Below are 17,686 nucleotides of genomic sequence, written 5' to 3' on the forward strand. Positions count from 1 at the left end.
TCCTAACTATGAAGCCTTATCACAAAGTCGCGCTTCCATGGCAGAATATAAATCTGCTCGCGCTATATCAATGCCGTACTCGATTGCACCAATCATTGCTGGCACATCAGAACAACCATGACCTTTTACCAAATTGCCACGCACACCAGCTAAACAAGCACCATGTCTACGCTCAGTTTGGTAAAAAGTCTCGAACAAAGAGGAAATACCATCCACCCCTTTAAATTTCCCCATCAAAAAAGACAAAAGACCTTCCGATGCCTTTAATACTGCATTACCTACCATGCCATCACAAACAATGACATTTTTTTCACCTTCAAACAGCTCAGAACCTTCAGCATAACCAAGATAAGTGGGCCATTCTCTGTTAGATAAAAGATAGTCCGCCTCTTTAATAACCACACTACCTTTCGTACTCTCCACCCCAACATTCAACAAACCCACTTTAGGCGCTTCATTACTCAAGACTTCAACATAAGCCCCACCCAATTCAGCAAAACCAATCAGCATGGATGAAGGACAGTGAACATTCGCCCCCAAATCTACTAAACAACGCAAGGGGTTAGAATACAACTCCCTAATCAACGCAGGATAAAGCTTTGGTCTTAATAAGCCAAGAATGTGACGAGCAAGCGCCACCATCGCACCAGTATTCCCCAATGTTACAGCAACATCAGACGAGCCTTTTGCTAAAGCATCCAAGGATTGATAAAGCGTAGCATTACGACGACGAAATAAGGATAAAACGATCTCATCATCTCCATCAATTACGTCAGAGCAAGCTATCAGAGATAAACGTTCATTCGGAACTGGAAGGGATAATCCGGCATAAGGGGAATAATAAATAGTGATGGCCACATCATCATAACGCGAGAGAATTTCCTCAACACCATCAAATGCAATGCGGGGACCTAAGTCCCCGCCCATAGCGTCTAAAGCTACCCTGATCATGGGTATCTTAGTTACTCACCTTTAGGTGTAATAACTTGACGGCCACGATAAAAACCATCGGCAGAAACGTGGTGACGACGGTGAAGTTCACCAGTAGTCTGTTCTACAGATAGAGTTGCGCCTGTCAAAGCATCGTGTGAACGACGCTGGCCGCGACGTGAACGAGTTACTTTACTTTTTTGTACTGCCATTTTTGGAGCTCCTAACTTTACTTAGCCTTTAATTGGGCCAATATACTAAATGGATTCGGTTTTTCGTCATCCGGTGCGTCATCGGTAGACGAGGCATACTTTACAGCTGTTGGGTTGCAACCACTTTCTTCGTGATAAGCGACAATAGGTAAAGCAAGTATAATTTCTTGTTCCACCATATCTGCTAAGATTACGTCACCATCGGTCATGACAACAGGGTCGTAATCAGCCGGTATATTTTTCGCATGATCTTCGTCATAAACAAAGGCCAAAGATAAATCTAACGTCAGATCATGTGCCACAGGCCCCATACAACGTTGGCACACTAAGTGAACCTTCGTTGTTAATGAACCAGTCGCAATGTAGCGCCTATCCTCATCAACTCTAAAGTCTAGATGAATAGATACATCACCCTTATCTGAGGCCAATATAGCACAAAGCTCCTTAAATTGATTAAGAGGCATACCCCCATCAATCGCTGACTCATGGTTAGCGTATTTACGAGGGTCAAAATATTTAGGTAATGTGTCATTCAACATGGCGGCAGATAATATTGCCAAGGACTCTAATTGTCAAAGTCTAAGTGCTGTTTAAGCGTTTTTTTTCACTCTTTTAAGTTATTCGGCTCAAAAAAAAGTAAAATAACGTCTCATTCTAATTAAATGCTTGAATAACAATGCAAAAGATACTCATTTTAGGCTCCTCTTCTCCCTATAGAAAAGAGCTACTAGTACGCTTAAATCTTCCTTTTGAATGCCATTCACCGTCTATAGATGAAACACCATTTGACAATGAAAGCCCAGAGACACTAGTTAAGCGCCTAACAATAGAAAAAGCGTTTGCAGTCGATCAAGACCGTAAGAAATCAACTCAATCTCATGCCCTTATCATTAGCTCCGACCAAGTTGCCGTATTAGACAAACAAACATTAGGTAAACCACACACCTACCAAAATGCAGTTAAGCAGCTTTCTAGTTTTAGCGGTAAAAAAGTTAGCTTTCTGACAGGTCTTTGTCTGTTGGACCAAGAAGATCAGTCTTATCAATATGCGCTAAGCGAGTACCATGTGTACTTTCGAGAGCTAACACACCAAGAAATAGAAAGTTACGTGCAAATTGAGCAACCACTCAACTGCGCTGGAAGCTTTAAATGCGAAGGATTAGGCGTCAGTTTATTTGAAAGAATGGAAGGAGATGACCCTAACAGTCTAATTGGTTTACCTTTAATTTCTCTCTGTCGGTTATTACGAGAGCAAGGAGTAAACCCAATCAGTTCCTCTATATAAAACATACCGAAAATCAGAGCCCATATTAAGGCTTATAGCCTTTAGGGAAGGTGTAATAATTGGCTGCCGGAGTTTCTAAATCATCAATCGCTTTTAGCGTGATATCGTAGCCGAAATCAATCAGCTCTTTCGCCTTCCAAAACTCATAAAACCCTGAGATATCTTTTGGGATAGAAATCAATAAATCTGGTGGATAACCCGCTAATTTGTATTGCGTCAAAGACTCTTGCATTGTTTCAAACATCATATTGACGGTTTGTAATCGCCCCCAAGAATCGGAAGAGTATTTTGGTTTATCCTCATCCGAATCATCCTGCCCTTTATGAAAGAGCTTTTTTACACTTCCCCACCAAGCAGAGTCGTCTTCCTTATCATCTAGCTTTTCAAGCTCTATTTCATCAGGTATGCATTTCGCAGGGCCATTTAAATCAACCGCCACAATGTAATCTGCTGCAGCTGAGACACTTGGGGTAATTGGCAACGGGTTTAACACTCCACCATCAACATACAACTGCCCAGCTATCGAAACAGGTGCAACAATCGAAGGGATTGCGGAAGAAGCACGCATGGCTTCGATCAAATCTCCACGCTGAAACCAAAACTCTTTTTGGTTCAATAAATCCACAGCCACGGACGTATAATCAATAGGCAACGACTCAATATTTAAATCGCCTATAATGCTCTGGATTTTCTCAAAAAAGCGATCACCTTTAATGTAACCGCCATTCAAAAGAGATACATCAAGTAAGCGCAAAACACCCACTTTATCTAGGGATTCAGCCCACTCACGGTATTCATTTAATTTACCTGCGGCAAAAACACCACCGATAATGGCACCAATAGAACAACCCGAAATACTAATAATTTCATAACCACGTTCGTCTAACGCTTGAATAACACCAATATGTGCATTACCACGAGCTGCACCACTACCTAAAATAAGAGCAACAGTTTTTTTCATATTCATCAACACCTAAAACCTAAGGGCGCTCATAAACAAAGGAAACACGATTAACACCAAGTGATTCGCGACCAAGGTCAGCCAGATTAATAAAACGAACCTTCGCTTTCAGCTGATCACCCAAACCAGCTTCAATGGCATCAATAAGTTGATCCCCAGAGCCAATAGCAGAGCGACTTCCTTCTCTATTACTCGTCACAAATGCGATCACACTTTGATCACTAGACAAGTCTCGAACAAAACGACGAATCCGAGGAATATCTTGCGCATCCATTTGAGCGATAATACCAAATTCCGTATCTTGCAACTTAACAGGCTTTACCTGATCAAGACGAACCATAACATCGCCCGCACCACGACGATTCAAATATAAAATTTGATACTCCCCTGCTGAACCTTTAACAACAAGCAAAAACTGACTTTGGTCTGCACCATACAAAAGATAATCTTTAAAAAAGTTATTTGCCCAAGCGTTACTGCTGCCACAGCTACGGCTTTCACACTCAAATACAATCTCTTGTCCACTTTTTTGTAATCCTGCTCGGTAATGAGAATAAACCTCTCCCAAAAGCGCATTCCGGTTTATTTTATACAAAGACGTAAAGTGATCACCTTCTAAGCGAATAACTTCTTCTGGCTCCCAGCCGCTTCCCGCACGACGAATTTTACTAAGAGGCACCTCAACCAAAACGCTAACTTCTGATTGGCTTTTAACAAGTTGCGCATCACGATACGGATCAACTCTCGAAACATCTGCCGAAACAAAAGAACACCACAAAACCAACAAGCATAATATTCCACGAAACTTAGCCATATATTTTTCCTAATCGCCCATATTCAACTTAGGCTATGTAAATTAATTTTGATTAATAAAGCGTTTAATTTCCGTTGCTACACAAAAACAAGTGTCTGCCTCAAGATGAAAGTGATGATTCCCCCCTAACCACTGTAGTTTTATCCACGGAAACTGCGCGGCACGCTTTTCAACCAACAAATGGTCATCTTTATAAATACCGTCCCGAGCAATTAACGCCAATGTAGGACACTTAATCTCCTGAATAAAAGCTTCAATGCTCTCTTCATCCATTCTAAAAGGCGATGGGAAGGTTAGCTTGCCATCGTGACGCCATGTCCAAACACCTTCTGCATTTTGCTTCGCACCTCGCTCAACAAGTAAGCTCGATGCTGCTTTTGATAATTTAGTAAACCCATCCATACGAGCAAGCGTCATAGCTTCTTTTGTTTTGTAGCTCGTACCTCGATCTTTTCGATGTTTAAGCATCTTATTAATGGAGCGCTGTAAGGTCATGACTCTGTTTTCTGGTGAACCACTTAACGGCCCCATATTATCCAGAATCACCAAACCTCTTACTTTATCTGGCGCAATCGCAGCCACCAACATAGCCACAGCACCGCCCATGCTATGCCCAACCAACCAAACACTCTGATTCGATTGATTTAAGATCGACACCACATCCAACACATAATCCCATAGATGATAAAAACTGCCATCAGGACGATGTTGAGAAAAGCCATGCCCAGCAAGATCTAAAGCAACATGTGAGAACTCAGAAAAATGAGGAGATAAATTAGAAAAGCTAGCCGCATTATCCAGCCAACCATGCAATGACAAGATTTTTAAAGCAGAAGTGTTTTTTGGTAACCACTGCAAACCTGAAATTTCGGTATGCCTTAGTTTATAAACTATGTCATTTCCCATCGTACTTTTTACCAATAAATGAATGAAGTATGACTCGGCTATTCAACATCTAAGCTCAAACTAATAAGAGGCTAAAGTGCTGAAATTTTCCAACGGTATTGACAGCAAGCGCCAGCCAATAATTCCCCTTCAAGGGCAACCATGGTCGCAGTTTCCATCGAGAGATCTAGAGGCAAGGGTTCATCAACCAAATAATCAATTAACTGATAGGCAAAAGGCTGATGTGTTATCAGCAAAATCGTATTGTCAGCCTGCTCACCAAGCCAAGCTGCAACATTCATCGCTCGGCCATCTGGAGTGATTTCTGGGCAATCTTTCACCTCAACCGTCCCACCAAAGGTTGCAAGAAAGGTTTTCGCCGTTTGCTGAGCTCTTAAATACGGACTCACAAAAATAACATCAAGATGCTCAGCCCGTTCAACAAAAGCCTCTGCCGTCGAGATAACTTGCGCAACTCCTTTTTCTGTTAGTTTTCGTTGTGCGTCCTGACTGTGGCTATAAGGCTCAGCATGACCATGACGCAAAACGTATAAGCGCTTAAGCGTCTTCATCTATCTCTTCTTGCGGCCAAGGTTGGAATGGAAAAGGTTTTTCCTCTTCAGCGAAAGACAAAAATAAGAAAATCTGCTGAATAAAAGCCGTAACACTTTTTAACCATACAGATAACGTTTTCGGCTCATGCTTTGAGCCAAGTTTCACCAAGCTCACTATTACCAATAAGATGCCAAAAACGCTCATCACAATATTGAGCACCACCCAATAAACCAACATAAAAATCAAACGAAACCAAAAACCCTGATCAGCATAACCTGGCTTAGACATTGTTACTCTCCTCATTTGTCGCGAACTCCACATCCCATTTTTGCTCACCTGTCATCATTGAACCAATCAACGACTCAAGCTTTGCACCTTCAAATAATAGCTTAGATAAGCCTTCAGCCAACGGCATATATAAACCATGTTTATGAGCTTCTTCCACTACCATTTTTAACGTATTCACACCTTCAGCAACCTCTCCAATAGAACCGATTGCTTCTTCTAAATCTTGACCTGAACCAATAGCAAAACCAACACGATAGTTGCGGCTCAACGGTGAAGTACAGGTTGCGATCAAATCTCCCATTCCAGCCAAACCCAAGAATGTCATTGGATTCGCACCAAAATGTACAGCAAAACGACTCATTTCAGCCAAACTACGCGTCATAATCATCGACATGGTGTTTTCACCAACATTTAACGCCTTCGCAAGTCCACAAACAATCGCATAAATATTTTTGAGTGCGCCAGCGAGCTCCACACCTGCACTGTCTTTATTTTCATAGACACGAAACGCAGGAGATTTCAGCAACTCTATCGCTCTTTGTCTAACTTGATCATCTGAGCTAGCAATAACAGAGCCTGTCATTTGACCTGCTGCGATCTCTTTTGCCAAATTAGGACCACTCAGTACACCAATTTTTTGCGTGATAGGGTTTCGACGCAAAATATCACTCATTAGCTCAAAACGATTTGGATTAAACCCCTTTGTGGTACTGATTAAAATTTTATCTGCTGTCAACAAAGGCTCTATTCGCTGAACGACCTGCTCAAAAGACTTCGACGGAATTGAAACAAAAACCGTATCACTTTCTCGAATTGCTTGCTCCAAGTTCGACGTCGCCAGCAATTCACGATGCAATGGCGCATTAGGTAAATATCGATTATTCAACCCAGTTAAATTAATTTCTTCAACCTGCTCTTCATTTCGCATCCACTGGCTTACTTGATGACCATTGTTGGCCATAATATTTGCCAAGGCTGTACCAAAACTGCCGCCACCTAATACACATACCGAATGCTTCATAACCATAATTTCTCTTTGTCTATTAATATCATCTTAAGCCAAATTAAGATGAACAACTCACTTCTAATGACTTACCCCATTCAGGCACGCGCTGAGCAAGCGAATCCGACTCAGGGTGCTCATCGAAAGGAGAAGCCAGTACATTTAACAAACGTCTAAAAGGTAAATAATCACCCTGTTCCGCCGCCAAAATGGCACTGTGAGCCAAATAATTTCTTAGTATAAATTTCGGATTAACTTGAGTCATTGATTCGCTCACACTCTGCCAATCTGAACACCCAGCAATACGCGCTGCCTGATAGTCTTGCAACCAACTCTGTAGCCTCTGACGATCCACGACTTCATCAAGCAAAAGACTAAAACCATCCTTTTCAGAATAACTAAGCAAGCGAAAAAACACAGAGTAATCCATCTTCTCACTAGCTAAAATACTAAAAAGTGGCGGCAACAAGGTATGCACGTCTTTAGAGGAATTCAACCCAAGCTTCACCATCATCAATGCATCGTAATGGGTTTGTAATTCAACCTCATAACCTTGCAGAATGGCAACCAACTGATCTCGCTCTAAATGCTTTGAAAAACATTTCATCAAGCAGTTTAAATTCCACAACCCAATACCCGGTTGCCGAGAAAAAGCATAACGCCCTTCATAATCTGAGTGATTGCACACCCAATCCGGCTCATAGTCTTCCATGAATCCATAAGGGCCATAATCAAGCGTCTCACCAGTAAATGAGAAATTATCCGTATTCATCACGCCATGCTGAAAACCAACTGCTTGCCATTTAGCAATCATTCGAGCGGTTCGCTTCACTACCTCTTTGAGCATGTTTTCTAATGGAACGTCTGTTTTCAGAGAGTCTGGGTAGTAATGCTCAAGACAATAGTCAATCAGCTCGTTTAGCTGATCCTGCTTTCCCTGATAAAAGAAGTATTCAAAGTGACCGAACCGAATGTGCCCTTGAGCCACTCTCAACAACATAGCGCCAGCTTCTGGCTGCTCACGATAAACCGCCTCACGACTATCATAAAGCCCTAAAGCACGAGAAGTTGGGATAGACAAAGCGGCCATCGCTTCACTCGCCAAATACTCACGAATACAGGAGCGCAGCACTGCACGACCATCACCGCGACGAGAATAAGGCGTGGGCCCTGCACCTTTCATATGCAAATCGTATAAAAGACTGTCTTGACCTCGAACTTCTCCTAGCAATACACCTCGCCCGTCGCCAAGTTGAGGAGAAAAACCACCAAACTGATGACCAGCGTAAACCATACTTAAACTATGAGGCGCTGCATCTTCACCACTCAATAAACGCTTGGTTTGGGAGGACTTGATATCGATGAATAAAAACGTGGCGAGCGACTGATTAAATTCAACCAATCGCTGCTCAAGAAGTGGTTGAACGACTGTTTTCGATGAAAACATATCGCCCAACATTGAAAAGTGATGTTCTAAGTTCATCTTATCTCACTAAAAAGTAAGCGATGTTTATTGAGACATATCCACCATATATTCACAACGGATACTCTCACCGACAACTCTTTCTATTTCCGGAATCATAAAGGCGTCATCTTCACTTGCGAAGCTAACGGATTTACCTAATTCACCACCACGACCCGTTCGACCAATACGGTGAACATAATCTTCTGGATCTTCAGGTAAAGCATAGTTCACAACCAGCTCAACGTTGTCTACGTGAATGCCTCGCCCTGCCACATCAGTCGCAACAAGCACTTGAATAGAACCTTCTTTGAAGTTCTTCAGGGTTTTGACGCGCTTATCCTGAGCCACTTCACCAGATAAAATAGCGCAGTTAATATTCGCTTTACGCAAACGTTCAAAAAGGTCACGAGTTTCGTCGCGGCGATTGGCAAATATGATAGTACGTTGACCACCATTTTCTTCAATCAACTGCTTCAAGACAGGCCATTTCTGATCTGCTTCCACAGTATAAATAACTTGCTCAATGTTTTTGTTTGTCGCTTCCTTTGGCACAACAGACACTTCTTTCGGGAAGTAAGTCCATTGTTGAGCCAATGCTTGCACGTCTTTAGGGAAAGTTGCACTGAACAGCATAGTTTGTCGTGTTTCTTTATGCGGTGTCATGCGAATAATGCTTTTCACATCTGGAATGAAGCCCATAGACAACATACGGTCCGCTTCATCTAAAACAAGGCACTCCACTTTATTCAAAAGCACTTTACGATTTCGAGCAAAATCCAATAATCGCCCCGGAGTCGCCACTAAGATATCAACATTCTCAGTTTCTAAAGCAATTTTTTGCTTTTCATAACTCAAACCACCCACTAATGAAACAACATTCAAATGACAGTTTGACGTTAGCTTTTCAGCTTCATCGGCAATCTGCAACGCCAATTCACGAGTCGGAGCAATAATCAAACCACGCGCCAAGTTATTCGCACGTTTTTCTTCTAATGGGTAATCTAAGAAGTCACTGATCATAGCGATTAGGAAAGCCGCTGTTTTGCCTGTACCTGTTTGAGCTTGACCAATAATGTCATAGCCCTGCAAGGTCATCGGCAATGTTTCCGCTTGAATTTCGCTGCAGTACTCAAATCCCATTTCAGAAATAGACTTCAAAACACGATCAGGAAGGTTTAAATCATGAAAGCGCAACTTACCCTCAACTTCCGCTACTGGAAAGTCTTCAATAGACCAAATTGAAGCTTTTTTAGAACCACTCTGAGCCTCATCAACGGAATCAGGAGTTTGAGAGTCTTTTGCGTTTACTGGCTTTTCACTGTTGTTTCGAGGGCGCTTATTTGGACGGCGGCTACGCTTAGGTTTTACTGTTTTTTCTGATGACACTTCTTGATTTTGGTTTTCCATATTGGAATCTATACGCTTCTATAATGTTTTAAGGTTATATGTTTTTGATGATAAACATTTGTGTAAGGAGTGTACCTAATTGACAAGGCTTTATCACCCTTTGCTTTTTGTCTGGTGTGTTCATTGATATCGATAAGGCGGCAAACTACTAATTAATTGAGCCCCATAACGCTTTGTCTTTAAGCGCTTATCTAATATATGGATTTCACCAGAGTCTTTTTCATTTCTCAATAAACGACCAGTTGCTTGAACCAACCTCAAAGATGCATCAGGAATAGTAATTTCCATAAATGGGTTACCGCCACGTTTTTGAATCCATTCCGCCAGAGTTGCCTCAACAGGGTCGTCCGGAACCGCAAACGGAATTTTAGCAATATAGACTCTTGTTAAGTAATTTCCAGGTAAATCAACACCTTCAGCAAAACTAGCCAAGCCGAATAATAAACTTCCTTTGCCGTCATCAATCCGTGATTTATGAGAATCCAGAATAACGCGCTTGGATTGCTCTCCTTGCATAAGTAAAATTTCTTTCAACTTATCAGATAGAGACAAAGACACTTCTTCCATTTGTCGACGCGAAGAAAACAGAACTAGACTGCCTTTTGCAATATCTACTGATTTATTTACATAAGCAATAATTTCTGCCGTATGTTGCTCAACGCGGTTTGGCTCATTCTCCATATCAGGAACGATCAACAAGCCGTTTTCTTGAAAATCAAATGGGCTCAATACTCGCAAATATTCACTTTCAAGGGGAACACCGGAGCGCATATTAAAGCGATGAAACTGGTTGAGTGCCGTCAGTGTTGCAGAAGTCACCACAGCGCCAAAGCACTTATCCCAAAGTTGCTGTCTCAGTGTGTTTGCCGCCAAAATAGGAGAACCACCAAGTTCGATATCCTGCTCCATGCCTTGTCCAGATAAAACCAACCAACGAGCATTAGGCGGATAATTTTGGTCATCAACTATAGAATATAACCGCCACAAACTGACCGATTGCTCCAATCTACCCAAAATCACGCCCAATATTGGCTGCCAAGTTTCTGCTGTTTCCGGCGTAATTCCCATACCTTCATTTTGCTTGGTTTTCTTACATTCATCCTGAATGCTTTCGATGTTGTTAAATAGTTTCTGATAAGAGGTTTGTAGGCTGTAAGCCAATTGGCGCAGCTCATCTGGTATTAAACCAAACTCAAAACGATGCTGATTGTTTTCCTGGTCCAACCCTAAACCTTGAATATAAGGAGCTAAACCTTGTTGGGCATATTGAATAAAGTTGACAATACTTTGTATTTGCTGAGGAATTTTAAGTAAAAGCTGACCTGTTAAACTGACATCATCTGTTAGTTCTTGCTTGAGATTAACAAGATTCTTTTCCAATTGACGAAGCCAAACAATACTCTGCTGCAATCTAACTTCATGACGGAAATGACCAATCGCCTTATCTGGCAAATGATGACCTTCATCAAACACATAAATTGTTTCTTTCGGTGCTGACAAAATCGCACCACCAAGGGATAAATCCGCTAAAACCAAATCATGGTTTGCAATAATTACATCAGCCACTTCAATTTCGGCTCTCGCTTTAAAAAATGGGCACACTGAATAATTAGCACAATTTCGATTCGTACACTGCTGATGGTCTGTGGTTAAACGGCGCCAATCTTGCTCACGAATAACACCTTCCCAATTATCTTTATCGCCGTCCCAGCTACCTTTTTCTAACGCCGCATCCATTTCTTGATACAAAGCGGTATTCACATCATCCGACTGTAAATGCTGCTCAAAAAGCCCTGCAAACATATCATCAATAGCTTGTTCTTCTGAGCTTAAAAAACCCTCTAGATTATTCAAACACAAATACCGGCCTCGCCCTTTGGCTAAGGTATATTTGAAATTCAACTCGGTATGCTCAAGTAGGTCAGGCAACTCTTTGTGGAGAATCTGCTCTTGCAGCGCAACCGTCGCTGTTGAAATGACCAGTTTTAAACCACGTGCTTTCGCAATTGGAATGGCGGCAAGACAATATGAAAGCGTTTTACCGGTTCCTGTTCCAGCCTCAACAACAGCAACATGCTTTTCATCCAGCCTCTCGCCTTCCGTGCCTTGCTTAATATTCCCTAATGTACGAGCGATAGCACCTATCATTTGGCGCTGTCCAGCCCTTGGTTTATGGGACTTCGCATCCAAAGAAGCACGGTATGCGAGTTGAATTTGTTTTTTTAGTTCGTCTGAAAGCATTTATATCATTGAGATTAGTTAAGAATGCTGTATATAATAACAGTTACTGTATAAACAACCAGACTCCTTATGATTAAATTAACCAAAAGACAATCTGACGTACTAGAAACCATTCGTGAATTTATTAATGAAACAGGGTTTCCACCTACTAGAGCAGAAATCGCCCGTCGCCTTGGGTTTAAATCACCCAATGCTGCCGAAGAGCATTTAAAAGCCTTATCAAAAAAGGGGGCGATTGAAATGCTATCTGGCGCCTCTCGTGGGATTCGCCTCATTGAAGAAACCTCCAATGACGAGCCAGAGGACTTAGGCTTACCAATCATTGGAAAAGTTGCCGCCGGCTACCCTATTCTTGCTCAAGAGAACATTGACTCACATGTCAACATTCCAGCCAATATGTTTTCACCTCAGGCGGATTACTTCCTTTCGGTCTCAGGAACCAGCATGAAGAATATCGGCATAATGGAAGGCGACCTTCTTGCTGTTCACAAAACCAATACTGTACACAATGGCCAAGTAGTCGTTGCACGCATCGGTGATGAAGTAACAGTAAAACGCTTTGAGCAAAAAGGCAGCATTGTTCGCCTAATTCCTGAAAACGAAGAATACAATGACATCATTGTTGACCTCGAAAGCGAAGACTTTGCCATTGAAGGGCTGTCTGTCGGCGTAATAAGACAAGGCCTTTAAAAGTTTGTCAGCACCAATAGAAAAGCGAAGCATTTGCTTCGCTTTTCTAAATAACAACTAACGATCAATTAATGCAGAATTTTTGGTCGAAACTCTTCATTATCAAGATATTCAGCACCTTCATCAAAAAAAGACTCATCTGAGTAAACATAATCAATGCCTGCATGAAACATGCACTTTGCCAGTTCGAAGTAACGATCTTTCAAATAAGATCGAGTGTCGTCTGATATTTGCAATGTTGCTAGCGGTGTTGTTTCCTCACCATCTTCACTGGCTGGTCTCAGCACAATATCACCGTTCTCCAGCTCAACAATTTCTAGGTAGGACTCTTTCATATTCAATACTCTGATGACTCTTCTCTAAAACGCAAAATCAACTCAGCTAAATTCGCCAAATAGAAACCCACTGAAGCGCCCGCATCGTTGCCACGACCAATAAGGTTATTACTGCTCATAACTGACACAGTAGCACGACACTCCAACTGAGCAAGGTAAGCCTGCTCCAATTGAGCACACCAAGAATCTTTGCGATCACATAAATCGGCCAATTCACTCAATGCCGGCACAACCATGTGTTTGGATTCTGCCTCTTTCATAAGCACAGAAACCGTCAAAGAACCTGACAGCGAATAAGCAGATGAAATTTCCTTCAACAAGCCATTCAACGCACTTTTAAGTTGAAATATTGCTGAACTTTCTAGCCCAACACTTAACCACTTCTCACCTATATCTTGGCTTTGTTGAATAAAACGTCTTGCTGTATCAATTTTCTGATTAGTTAAACTTGCTAAACTAACACCACTCATTTCTTTTTGCCTTCCTCGATGGCCCATTTAGAGCCAACATAAAAGGCCTTCCAGCCAGTCGGTTTCCCTTCCTCTTCCGTCATAACATATTGTTCTTTGGTTTTACGGCTATAACGAATAATGGTTGGTCGACCTTCTGAGTCAGCAACTGGCGCCTTTGCAAAGAAATGGTATTTAGGATCAATTTGATCCATGTACGGTAGCAATTCTTTCACTAATGGTGCACGTGTTTCTCGTTTTCGAGGAAACTGACTTGCCGCAAGGAATAAGCCTGTCGCGCCATCACGCAATATGTAATGGTCTTCCACCTTGACACATGCTAAATCAGGCATTGGCACAGGGTCCATTTTCGGAGGCGCAGCTTCACCACTCTTCAAGAGCTTACGAGTGTTTTTACAATCTTCATTGGTACAACCAAAATACTTACCAAATCGACCTGTTTTAAGCTGCATATCAGCAGAACATTTATCGCACTCAATAACAGGACCATCGTAACCTTTAATTTTGAATGTGCCTTTCTCCACTTCATAACCAGAACAAGATGGGTTGTTACCACAAACATGCAGTTTGCGTTTTTCATCCATCAAATAGCTGTCCATTGCAGAGCCACAAATCTTACAACGTTGCTTATTAATAAGTGCTTTAGATTCACCTTCTTCGTCGTCAACGGCAACCGCTTCATCACCACGAACTAGGTTGATCGTTGCCTTACAGCGTTCTTTTGGTGGTAAAGCGTAACCAGAACAAGACATAAATACACCTGTGCTGGCCGTACGAATTTGCATAGGACGAGAACAAGTAGGACACTCAACATCCGTCGGCGTTGGCTCGTTCAGCATCATACCACCTTCAGGCGACTCTGCTTTCGCCAAAACACCACTAAAGTCTTTATAAAATGCGTTAAGCGTTTTAATCCAGTCTTTGTGGCCTTCTGCAATATCGTCGAGTTGCTCTTCCATTTGCGCTGTAAAACTGAAATTCATCAGTGAACTAAAGCTGTCTACTAGACGCTCAGTAACGATATCACCCATTTTTTCAGCATAAAAACGGCGATTCTCAACACGAACATACCCTCGGTCTTGAATCGTCGAAATAATAGAGGCGTATGTAGAAGGTCGGCCGATACCACGCTTTTCAAGCTCTTTTACCAAACTTGCTTCACTGAAGCGCGCAATTGGTTTAGTAAAGTGCTGCTCTGGTAAAAGCTCTTTTAAATCGAGATATTCACCTTTACCTACATCAGGTAGGATATTATCTTCACCTTTTTTGACAACCGTTTGCATGGCACGGGTGTAACCATCAAAACGTAAAATTCGGCCTTTTGCTTTAAACTCGTATTCACCACTGGTTACTGTAATTGTGGTCGAAGTATACTCTGCAGGCGTCATCTGACACGCCATAAATTGACTGCGAATTAAGTCATATAAGCGGTGAGAGTCTTTTTCCATACCGAGCAAATCATCCACTCGCACATTTACATCAGAAGGTCGAATCGCTTCATGGGCTTCTTGCGCCCCTTCTTTGCTGCTGTAACGAATAGGTTCTGCTGGTAAATAAGCTTCGCCAAAATGAGTTGAGATATAGCCCCTCAATGCCTCAACCGCATCGGCACTCAAGTTTGTCGAGTCTGTACGCATATAAGTGATGTAACCCGCTTCATAAAGCCTTTGGGCCAACATCATGGTCTTCTTAACACCGTAACCTAAACGCGTGCTGGCAGCCTGCTGAAGTGTTGAAGTAATAAATGGTGCAGACGGCTTACTCGTCGTCGGTTTATCTTCTCGGCTGCTAACTAGGTATTTGGCTTTCTCTAAACGGCCAACATGCTCATCAGATTGAGCCTGATTGACTGGTCGATATTCTTTGCTCTGATATTTGGTTGCTTCGAACTTGATCACTTCTTTCGAAGGTGTTGCCAACATAGCATCCAACTCCCAAAATTCATCAGGAATGAAAGCTCGAATTTCTTTTTCTCGCTCAACGATCAAACGAACTGCAACGGATTGAACTCGACCAGCAGACAAGCCGCGAGCTACTTTCGCCCATAATAAAGGAGATACCATGAAACCAACAACGCGATCCAAGAATCGACGTGCTTGTTGAGCGTTAACACGATTCAAGTCTAATTCAGAAGGTGTATCAAAAGCTGCTGTAATGGCTTTTTTTGTAATTTCATTGAAGACCACTCGCTTATATCGGCTATCGTCACCACCAATAGCTTCACGCAAATGCCAAGCAATCGCCTCACCCTCTCTATCCAAATCGGTCGCAAGATAGATAGTGTCAGCATTTTTAGCTAAGCGTTTTAATTCATCGACAACCTTTTCCTTGCCAGGAAGAACTTCATAATGGGCTTTCCAATGATTTTCTGGATCAACCCCCATTCTGGCAATCAACTGCTTTCTAGATTTAGCACTTTTATATGCAATCTTTTCCTCTGGGCTCATTTTACGCGTCAACGCAGCCTGCTTTGCACGCTCCTGAGGCGTTGATGAGGAAGTTGTACCTGTTGGCAGGTCTCGAATGTGCCCTACACTCGATTTAACAATAAAGTCATTGCCCAGATATTTGTTTATGGTTTTCGCCTTAGCTGGCGATTCCACGATAACCAGTGATTTTCCCATTGAACTGTGTAAGCCTTTTATAAATTAGGTCTGCAAATCCACATTGCACGAAGTTTAATCTCTTGGGGCGCTGATATTAAGCAAACACCTTTTATATGACAAGCGATCCCTGTATTGTTTCTCATATTATATCTTGCTGAACTTAGTATTTCTTATTTAACATACTGAATTCATTGCTTAAGGACAATCATGGCTACGCTTCAAATTTTAACAATTGCCTTTTTAATCATCATAGTCATCTTATCTGTGATCATTGGATCACGCGCACATCAAAAAGAAAAAGAGATAACGGCACGCCGAGTAAAACAATTACATCTATCAAATAGAGCCGATCGCATTGAACAACACATCAGAGGTATCAAGGACATTAACACAGATACCATAGCAACGGATGTTCTTTATGATTTTTATCTAGACACACTTCGCGAGCTTCTACAGTATTCTGATGACCCAGAAAAAACAGAAATTCGTATTGCCAAAGCAGAAGAAGGGCAAAACAGTGACGCCATTGAGTTTAGCCCCGAACCAGAAATATTAAATTTTCAAGAAAAGAGTAATTTAAAAGAGCGTTTAACCAAACTTGCCAAGCTACTACTTTACCTACGCAGGAAAGGCAGAATCAGTAACACCCATTATCAAGCTTGCTATGATTATCTAAGATGGTTAAATCTATGGCTTCAATTAAACCGTCAGCTCGTTCAAGCCAACAAAAACTTTGACGATGGTGACATGCGTGTAGCACAAACTCTTTATGGCGTTATTCTTTCACACATCAAATCAGACTCAGTGGAGCGACCTGAAAAGAAAATCTTAAACACTTTTGTCACAGATCGCATGAAAGCCATTCTCTCTCCGCAGATTGAAGCCATTAAAAACAGCGACAATCCAGAGGAAGCACTTGGGGGCTTAATTCAAAATATTGATAACAATAAAACAAGCACACAAGAGTCTGAAAAAGAAGAACTTTAAAAGCTTATTTATTTAGAACAGATGAAATGTCAGTCAATGAGAAAATCATCTTAGCAAGCTCTTCCAGTCCTTCTTTGTCCGCAGCCTCATTCCAATAAAGTGAAACAGACTCCGGCGTAATTTCAATTGCCTTTAATATTGCGCCATATTTTTCTAACGTCTTAATCGATGTCACTGTCAGAACAATGTTGTCACTAGACCACCAGCCATCTCCAACAGCCTGATACTTCCACACTTCATAAGGCAACAGCCAAATAACCTTTGGCAAAGAAGTTAACGCCTTTACACGATAAAACGAATAAGCAACAACTTTACACCTTTCCTTTGATTTATCCCACTTGTCTGGCAATTCAATTGATGTAAGCTGAACAATAAGACCAAGTTTTCGAGCCTGCATACGTAAATCCATACGATGTCGCTCTTTTTTAGAAGGCAAAACCCACAGCGCCGAACCCATTAAGGACAAGGTAATGAAGATAACGATAAAAGCAGTCATAAATAATGTTTTTCTCGGGTTTTAAACTAAAGTTAATAGTATCTTGTAAATTTGGA

General features: G+C 41.7%; 19 protein-coding genes. 3 read left to right on the forward strand and 16 right to left on the reverse strand.

Annotated elements, in window-relative coordinates; translation table 11 throughout:
* Positions 1 to 6 precede the first annotated feature (6 nt).
* The 3 genes from ABFY09_RS10750 to ABFY09_RS10760 are packed head-to-tail and all read right to left on the reverse strand — an operon-like array spanning position 7 to position 1,702.
* Positions 7 to 951 carry a fatty acid synthesis protein gene (locus ABFY09_RS10750; protein ID WP_347984320.1) on the reverse strand — a complete coding sequence of 315 codons (945 nt, stop codon included), beginning with the start codon at positions 949 to 951 and terminating at the stop codon, positions 7 to 9.
* An 11-nt stretch (positions 952 to 962) separates the two neighbouring features.
* Positions 963 to 1,142, reverse strand: a complete 180-nt coding sequence (gene rpmF, locus ABFY09_RS10755) for a 50S ribosomal protein L32 (protein WP_347984321.1) — start codon at positions 1,140 to 1,142, stop codon at positions 963 to 965.
* Between the two features lie 17 nt (positions 1,143 to 1,159).
* Positions 1,160 to 1,702, reverse strand: a complete 543-nt coding sequence (locus tag ABFY09_RS10760) for a YceD family protein (RefSeq protein WP_347984322.1) — start codon at positions 1,700 to 1,702, stop codon at positions 1,160 to 1,162.
* A 116-nt stretch (positions 1,703 to 1,818) separates the two neighbouring features.
* Here ABFY09_RS10760 and ABFY09_RS10765 point away from each other — a divergent pair, with 116 nt between their 5' ends.
* Complete coding sequence (locus ABFY09_RS10765) at positions 1,819 to 2,427, forward strand: Maf family protein (RefSeq protein WP_347984323.1); 609 nt, start codon at positions 1,819 to 1,821, stop codon at positions 2,425 to 2,427.
* Positions 2,428 to 2,452: 25 nt separating this feature from the next.
* On the opposite strand, the gene ABFY09_RS10770 is transcribed toward ABFY09_RS10765, so the two are convergent.
* The 9 genes from ABFY09_RS10770 to dinG all read right to left on the reverse strand — a co-directional run bounded on the left by ABFY09_RS10770 (position 2,453) and on the right by dinG (position 12,046).
* A complete protein-coding gene (locus ABFY09_RS10770) occupies positions 2,453 to 3,388 on the reverse strand; it encodes a patatin-like phospholipase family protein (RefSeq protein ID WP_347984324.1) in 936 nt (311 codons plus the stop codon).
* 19 nt (positions 3,389 to 3,407) lie between these two features.
* Entirely contained in the window at positions 3,408 to 4,202 is a 795-nt protein-coding gene (locus ABFY09_RS10775) for a DUF4892 domain-containing protein (protein ID WP_347984325.1), read from the reverse strand.
* 42 nt (positions 4,203 to 4,244) lie between these two features.
* Positions 4,245 to 5,108: an alpha/beta hydrolase gene (locus ABFY09_RS10780; protein ID WP_347984326.1), complete on the reverse strand. Its 864-nt coding sequence runs from the start codon at positions 5,106 to 5,108 to the stop codon at positions 4,245 to 4,247.
* Positions 5,109 to 5,179: 71 nt separating this feature from the next.
* Positions 5,180 to 5,659 carry a phosphohistidine phosphatase SixA gene (gene sixA / locus ABFY09_RS10785; RefSeq protein WP_347984327.1) on the reverse strand — a complete coding sequence of 160 codons (480 nt, stop codon included), beginning with the start codon at positions 5,657 to 5,659 and terminating at the stop codon, positions 5,180 to 5,182.
* Positions 5,646 to 5,930: a DUF4389 domain-containing protein gene (locus ABFY09_RS10790; protein ID WP_347984328.1), complete on the reverse strand. Its 285-nt coding sequence runs from the start codon at positions 5,928 to 5,930 to the stop codon at positions 5,646 to 5,648. The genes sixA and ABFY09_RS10790 overlap by 14 nt, the downstream gene beginning before the upstream one ends.
* Positions 5,923 to 6,951 carry an NAD(P)H-dependent glycerol-3-phosphate dehydrogenase gene (locus tag ABFY09_RS10795; RefSeq protein ID WP_347984329.1) on the reverse strand — a complete coding sequence of 343 codons (1,029 nt, stop codon included), beginning with the start codon at positions 6,949 to 6,951 and terminating at the stop codon, positions 5,923 to 5,925. Before ABFY09_RS10795 ends, ABFY09_RS10790 begins: the two co-directional genes overlap by 8 nt.
* Positions 6,952 to 6,994: 43 nt before the next feature.
* Complete coding sequence (locus tag ABFY09_RS10800) at positions 6,995 to 8,416, reverse strand: protein adenylyltransferase SelO (protein WP_347984330.1); 1,422 nt, start codon at positions 8,414 to 8,416, stop codon at positions 6,995 to 6,997.
* Positions 8,417 to 8,443: 27 nt separating this feature from the next.
* Positions 8,444 to 9,805, reverse strand: a complete 1,362-nt coding sequence (locus tag ABFY09_RS10805; RefSeq protein ID WP_347984331.1) for a DEAD/DEAH box helicase — start codon at positions 9,803 to 9,805, stop codon at positions 8,444 to 8,446.
* A 120-nt stretch (positions 9,806 to 9,925) separates the two neighbouring features.
* The gene (dinG, locus tag ABFY09_RS10810) at positions 9,926 to 12,046 is read right to left on the reverse strand and encodes an ATP-dependent DNA helicase DinG (protein WP_347984332.1); all 2,121 of its coding nucleotides are present in this window, start codon (positions 12,044 to 12,046) and stop codon (positions 9,926 to 9,928) included.
* Between the two features lie 69 nt (positions 12,047 to 12,115).
* On the opposite strand from dinG, the gene lexA reads away from it, so the two are divergent.
* A complete protein-coding gene (gene lexA / locus ABFY09_RS10815) occupies positions 12,116 to 12,736 on the forward strand; it encodes a transcriptional repressor LexA (protein ID WP_347984333.1) in 621 nt (206 codons plus the stop codon).
* Between the two features lie 68 nt (positions 12,737 to 12,804).
* Here the strand turns inward: lexA and ABFY09_RS10820 are convergent, their stop codons facing one another.
* From ABFY09_RS10820 to topA, 3 genes are read right to left on the reverse strand one after another with little or no spacing between them, the layout of a single operon-like run.
* Positions 12,805 to 13,071 (reverse strand): hypothetical protein, encoded by a 267-nt coding sequence (locus tag ABFY09_RS10820; protein WP_347984334.1) that lies wholly within the window; start codon positions 13,069 to 13,071, stop codon positions 12,805 to 12,807.
* A 2-nt stretch (positions 13,072 to 13,073) separates the two neighbouring features.
* Complete coding sequence (locus ABFY09_RS10825) at positions 13,074 to 13,541, reverse strand: DUF6586 family protein (protein WP_347984335.1); 468 nt, start codon at positions 13,539 to 13,541, stop codon at positions 13,074 to 13,076.
* Positions 13,538 to 16,165: a type I DNA topoisomerase gene (gene topA, locus ABFY09_RS10830; RefSeq protein WP_347984336.1), complete on the reverse strand. Its 2,628-nt coding sequence runs from the start codon at positions 16,163 to 16,165 to the stop codon at positions 13,538 to 13,540. The genes ABFY09_RS10825 and topA overlap by 4 nt, the downstream gene beginning before the upstream one ends.
* A 189-nt stretch (positions 16,166 to 16,354) precedes the next feature.
* On the opposite strand from topA, the gene ABFY09_RS10835 reads away from it, so the two are divergent.
* Positions 16,355 to 17,134, forward strand: a complete 780-nt coding sequence (locus ABFY09_RS10835; protein WP_347984337.1) for a DNA topoisomerase I — start codon at positions 16,355 to 16,357, stop codon at positions 17,132 to 17,134.
* A 4-nt stretch (positions 17,135 to 17,138) separates the two neighbouring features.
* Here the strand turns inward: ABFY09_RS10835 and ABFY09_RS10840 are convergent, their stop codons facing one another.
* Positions 17,139 to 17,630: a hypothetical protein gene (locus ABFY09_RS10840; RefSeq protein WP_347984338.1), complete on the reverse strand. Its 492-nt coding sequence runs from the start codon at positions 17,628 to 17,630 to the stop codon at positions 17,139 to 17,141.
* Between the last annotated feature and the right edge of the window lie 56 nt (positions 17,631 to 17,686).

The sequence above is a fragment of the Marinomonas sp. 5E14-1 genome (genome assembly GCF_039939215.1).
GTDB lineage: Bacteria > Pseudomonadota > Gammaproteobacteria > Pseudomonadales > Marinomonadaceae > Marinomonas.